2 protein-coding genes and 2 pseudogenes are annotated in these 5365 nt (G+C 59.5%); all 4 read right to left on the reverse strand.

What is annotated here, in order from left to right; translation table 11 throughout:
* Positions 1-58: 58 nt before the first annotated feature.
* Positions 59-373 (reverse strand): annotated as a pseudogene (locus tag ACIO0C_RS31065) (ATP-grasp domain-containing protein); the annotation flags it as partial.
* Between the two features lie 196 nt (positions 374-569).
* A complete protein-coding gene (gene lpdA, locus ACIO0C_RS31070) occupies positions 570-2006 on the reverse strand; it encodes a dihydrolipoyl dehydrogenase (protein ID WP_020799802.1) in 1437 nt (478 codons plus the stop codon).
* Between the two features lie 98 nt (positions 2007-2104).
* Positions 2105-3325 (reverse strand): 2-oxoglutarate dehydrogenase complex dihydrolipoyllysine-residue succinyltransferase, encoded by a 1221-nt coding sequence (odhB, locus tag ACIO0C_RS31075; RefSeq protein ID WP_401318327.1) that lies wholly within the window; start codon positions 3323-3325, stop codon positions 2105-2107.
* A 42-nt stretch (positions 3326-3367) separates the two neighbouring features.
* Positions 3368-5329 (reverse strand): annotated as a pseudogene (locus ACIO0C_RS31080) (2-oxoglutarate dehydrogenase E1 component); the annotation flags it as partial.
* Positions 5330-5365 lie beyond the last annotated feature (36 nt).

The raw sequence follows: 5365 nt of genomic DNA on the forward strand, positions 1-5365 counted from the left end.
CCAACCCCCCCATGCGCCCGCACGAACGGACACCGACAGCGCCCAGCCACAGCTCTTAAGCGATATCAGTGCACGATTCAACCACGAGCTTGGTGACTGGCTGGCCAGTGGCGTCAGTCTGGTAAGTCACCAGACGCTTGCCCAGCCACTGCTGTGCGAAGGCCTTGGCGTCTTCTTTGCTGCGAACCAGCTTTACGCCGCCCGCTTTACCGCGACCACCGGCGTGGACCTGGGCTTTGACAACCCACTCGCTGCCGCCGATTTTGTCGCAAGCTTCTGCTGCTGCTTCCGGGGTGTCTACCGCGTAACCAGTAGAAACTGGCAGGCCGTATTCAGCGAACAGCTGCTTACCCTGATACTCGTGAAGATTCATGCTTTTTACCGTCTTCGTTAGGTACTGCGCATTCGGTGCTGCACTCATTCAAGTGCCGCACCACCTGTGACTGCTGCTTGCATGGCCTTTCCGGATACCCGGTGCGGCCATGCAAGACTGCGTCCAGCGGATATTCCGCGGTGAGTCTTGCATGCAAGGCTCACGACGGGCCATTCCGCCGTGGTTTCTTATTGTCTTAACGCTTCTTGCGGTTGGCGATGTGGATGGCGCCGCCATTCACTGCCAAAGCAGCTTCGTGCAAGGCTTCAGACAGGGTCGGATGGGAGAAAACCATCATGCCCAGGTCTTCAGCGCTGGTGCCGAATTCCATACCGATCGCGCCCTGCTGAACCAGTTCTGCAGCGCTTGGGCCAATCACGTGGACGCCCAGTACGCGGTCTGTCTTGGCATCAGCGATGACCTTGACGAAACCACCGGTGTCGTTGGCAGCCATGGCACGGCCGGAGGCTGCAAACGGGAAGGTGCCGACGTTAACTTCAACGCCTTCAGCTTTCAAGGCCTGCTCGGTTTTACCCACCCACGCGATTTCCGGGTGAGTATAAATAACCGAAGGGATCAAATCATAGTTCATCTGGGCCTTGTGGCCCTTGATGCGCTCGACGACCATGATGCCTTCTTCCGACGCCTTGTGCGCCAGCATCATGCCGCGAACCACGTCACCAATGGCGTAGACGCCCGGTACAGTGGTGGCGCAGTGATCATCGACGTGCACGAAACCGCGCTCGTCCAGGGTCACGCCGCAGTCGGCAGCCAGCAGATCAGTGGTCACCGGACGGCGACCAACGGCTACGATCAGCTTGTCGAAAGTGATGTTCTGTTCGCCGTTGGCATCAGTGTAGTTCACCACGACTTCGTCGCCGTTCACTTTGGAACCGGTCACGCGAGCGCCCAGCTTGATGTCCAGGCCCTGTTTGGTCAGGGTTTTCAGCGCTTCCTTGGAAACGGCGGCGTCAGCGGCCATCAGGAAGGTGTCCAGGGCTTCCAGGACAGTCACTTCTGCGCCCAGACGCGACCAGACCGAACCCAGTTCCAGACCGATCACGCCAGCGCCGATCACGCCCAGGCGTTTTGGTACCGATTGGAATTCCAGGGCGCCGGTGGAGTCAACGATCACATTCTGGTCGACCGGAGCCGGTGGAATGTCGATCGGACGCGAACCTGGAGCCAGGATCACGTTTTCGGCTTCGATGACTTCAACCGAACCGTCAGGCTTGGTGACTTCGACTTTCTTGCCGGCCAGCAGCTTGCCGTGACCCTGGATGGAGGTCACACCGTTGGCTTTGAACAGGGTCGCAACACCAGAGGTCAGGCCTTTGACGATGGTGGCTTTACGGCCGACCATTGCTGGCACGTCCATGGTCACGCCAGCGTGGTTGATACCGTGGATCGCGAAGCCTTCTTTGGCTTCCTTGTACTTCCAGGAGCTGTCCAGCAGCGCCTTGGACGGAATGCAGCCGACGTTCAGGCAAGTACCGCCCAGAGCCAGTTTGTCATCCTTGTCGGTGTACTTCTCGATGCAGGCGGTCGAAAGACCCAGCTGTGCGGCCTTGATGGCGGCAACGTAACCGCCAGGGCCCGCACCGATCACTACTACGTCAAATTTCTGCGACATTCAAAAAATCCTCTTTAGCGAAAAGCTTGAAGTCGCAAGCGACAAGCCAGGCTGCGGGTTTTCCGACAGCCTGGGCTTGCAGCTCGCGACTGCTTCTATCAGATATCCAGCAACAGACGAGCCGGATCTTCCAGCAGGTTCTTGATGGTCACCAGGAAAGTCACAGCTTCTTTGCCATCGATCAGACGGTGATCGTAGGACAGGGCCAGGTACATCATCGGACGGATAACGACCTGACCGTTGACGGCCATAGGACGCTGGATGATGTTGTGCATGCCCAGGATGGCTGCTTGTGGCGGGTTGACGATCGGGGTCGACATCATCGAACCGAAAGTACCGCCGTTGGTGATGGTGAAGGTACCACCGGTCATTTCGTCCATCGACAGTTTGCCGTCGCGGGCTTTCTTGCCGAAGGTGGCGATGCCGCCTTCGATTTCAGCCAGGCTCATCAGTTCGGCGTTACGCAGAACCGGTACAACCAGGCCGCGATCGCTGGAAACTGCAACGCCGACGTCAGCGTAGCCGTGGTAAACGATGTCGGCGCCGTCGATCGAGGCGTTGACAGCCGGGAAGCGTTTCAGCGCTTCGGTGGCCGCCTTGACGAAGAACGACATGAAGCCCAGGCGCACGCCGTTGTGGGACTTCTCGAACAGATCCTTGTACTTCGAACGCAGGGCCATGACTTCAGTCATGTCGACTTCGTTGAAAGTGGTCAGCATCGCCATGTTCGACTGGGCTTCGACCAGGCGCTTGGCAACGGTGGCCCGCACGCGGGTCATCGGTACGCGCTTCTCGATGCGATCGCCAGCGGCGAACACCGGAGCAGCAGCGGCAGGTGCGGCAGCCTTGGCAGGCGCGGCAGCCGGAGCGGCTTTCTTGGCAGCAACAGCTGCAACCACGTCTTCCTTGGTCACGCGACCGCCTTTGCCGGTGCCGGCAACGGAAGCGATGTTGATGCCGTTTTCTTCAGCCAGCTTGCGCGCAGCAGGAGCGGCGACTGGATCGTCTTCGCCTTCAGCGGCAGGGGCAGCAGCCTGGGCAGCGGCGGCAGGTGCCGCGGCGGCTGGAGCGGCAGCAGCGCCGCCCGCTTCGATGGAGCCCAGGACTTCGTCGGACAGAACGGTGTCGCCTTCGTTCTTGACGATAGCGCCCAGCACGCCATCAGCGGTAGCCAACACTTCGAGTACGACTTTATCGGTTTCGATGTCGACGATCAGTTCATCGCGCTTGACCGCGTCGCCCGGTTGCTTGTGCCAGGTGGCAACGGTGCCATCGGCAACCGATTCCGGGAAAGTGGGGGCTTTGATTTCGATAGCCATTATCTGTGGGTCCTTAAATTCGGTTTCAGGTGCGCGAAGGCGTTAAACAGTAAAGGCGTCTTGCAGCAGTTTTTCCTGCTGTTCGGCGTGCATCGATGCGTAACCGCATGCCGGTGCAGCAGAAGCCTCACGGCCCGCGTACTCGAGTACGAGAGACTTGTTGAGGTGGCTGATGCTGCGACGCATGTGGTGTTGGCTGCAGTACCACGCACCCTGGTTCATCGGCTCTTCCTGGCACCAGACGGCAGCTTTGGCGTTGGTGTAGGGAGCCAGGACCTCTTTCAAGTCGTCCTCAGGGAATGGGTACAGCTGCTCGATACGCACGATGGCGATATCGTCACGGCCTTCGGCACGACGTTTCTCCAGCAGGTCGTAGTAGACCTTGCCGCTACACAGGACAACGCGCTCGACCTTTTTCGGGTCCAGGGCATCGATTTCCGGGATAACGGTCTGGAACGAACCTTCGGCCAGATCTTCCAGGGTCGAGATGGCCAGTTTGTGGCGCAGCAGCGACTTCGGAGTCAGGACTACCAGTGGTTTGCGCAGCGGGCGAATCACCTGACGGCGCAGCAAGTGGTAGATCTGTGCCGGCGTCGTCGGCATGCATACCTGGATGTTGTGCTCGGCGCACAGCTGCAGGTAACGCTCCAGACGAGCCGAGGAGTGCTCCGGCCCCTGACCTTCATAACCGTGCGGCAGCAGCATGGTCAGACCGCACAGACGGCCCCACTTGTGCTCGCCACTGGTGATGAACTGGTCGATTACAACCTGGGCGCCGTTGGCGAAGTCGCCGAACTGGGCTTCCCAGATAACCAGTGCGTTCGGTGTGGTGGTCGAGTAACCGTACTCGAACGCCAGTACCGCTTCTTCGGACAGGAACGAGTCGTACAGGTCGAAGCGTGGCTGACCTTCGTACAGGTTCTGCAGCGGGATGTAGGTGCCCGCGTCCTTCTGGTTGTGCAACACGGCATGACGGTGCGAGAACGTACCGCGGCCGATGTCCTGGCCGGTCATGCGGATCGGGTGACCTTCGAACGCCAGGGTCGCGTACGCCATGGTTTCGGCGTAACCCCAGTTGATCGGCAGGCCGCCGGCTTGCATCTTCTGACGGTCTTCGTAGATCTTCGCAACCTGGCGCTGAACCACGAAGCCTTCCGGGATTTCCAGCAGCTTGGCGGACAGTTCCTGCAAGGTCTTCAGGTCGAAGCGAGTGTCGTGACGCGCGGTCCAGGCGTGGCCCAGATACGGACGCCAGTCCACGAACAACTCTTTGTTCGGCTCCTTGACCAGGCTTTTCACTACGTGCAGGCCGTTGTCCAGCGCGTTGCGGTATTCGTCGACCTTGGCCTGAACACGCTCTGCGTCCAGCACTCCGCCCTGGGTCAGGCGATCGGCATACAGCTCACGGGTGGTGCGCTGTTTGGTGATCTGCTGGTACATGATTGGCTGGGTGCCGCTTGGCTCGTCGGCCTCGTTGTGGCCGCGACGACGGTAGCAGACCAGATCGATCACCACGTCACGCTTGAACTGCATGCGGTAGTCGATGGCCAGCTGGGTCACGAACAACACGGCTTCCGGATCATCACCATTCACATGGAGGATCGGCGCCTGGATCATCTTCGCGACGTCGGTGGCGTACTCGGTGGAACGCGAGTCCAGCGGGTTGCTGATGGTGAAACCAACCTGGTTGTTGATCACGATGTGCACGGTACCGCCGGTCTTGAAACCGCGGGTCTGCGACATCTGGAAGGTTTCCATCACCACGCCTTGACCGGCGAATGCCGCGTCACCGTGGATGGAGATCGGCAGGACTTTCTCACCGGTCAGGTCGTTACGACGATCCTGGCGGGCGCGAACCGAACCCTCGACCACCGGGGAAACGATTTCCAGGTGGGACGGGTTGAACGCCATGGCCAGGTGAACTTCACCGCCGGTGTTCATCACGTTGGAAGAGAAGCCCTGGTGGTTTTTAACTTCACCGTAACCCAGATCGACCTTCTTCTTTCATTCTAATTATTCTATTAGGTCGTGTTGGTAATT

The organism is Pseudomonas sp. NPDC087336 (assembly GCF_044744285.1).
Lineage (GTDB): Bacteria > Pseudomonadota > Gammaproteobacteria > Pseudomonadales > Pseudomonadaceae > Aquipseudomonas.

Coding starts and splice junctions, on each gene's coding strand:
- lpdA (WP_020799802.1), bottom strand. CDS start 2,006: ATGTCGCAGAAATTTGACGTAGTAGTGATCGGTGCGGGCCCTGGCGGT.
- odhB (WP_401318327.1), bottom strand. CDS start 3,325: ATGGCTATCGAAATCAAAGCCCCCACTTTCCCGGAATCGGTTGCCGAT.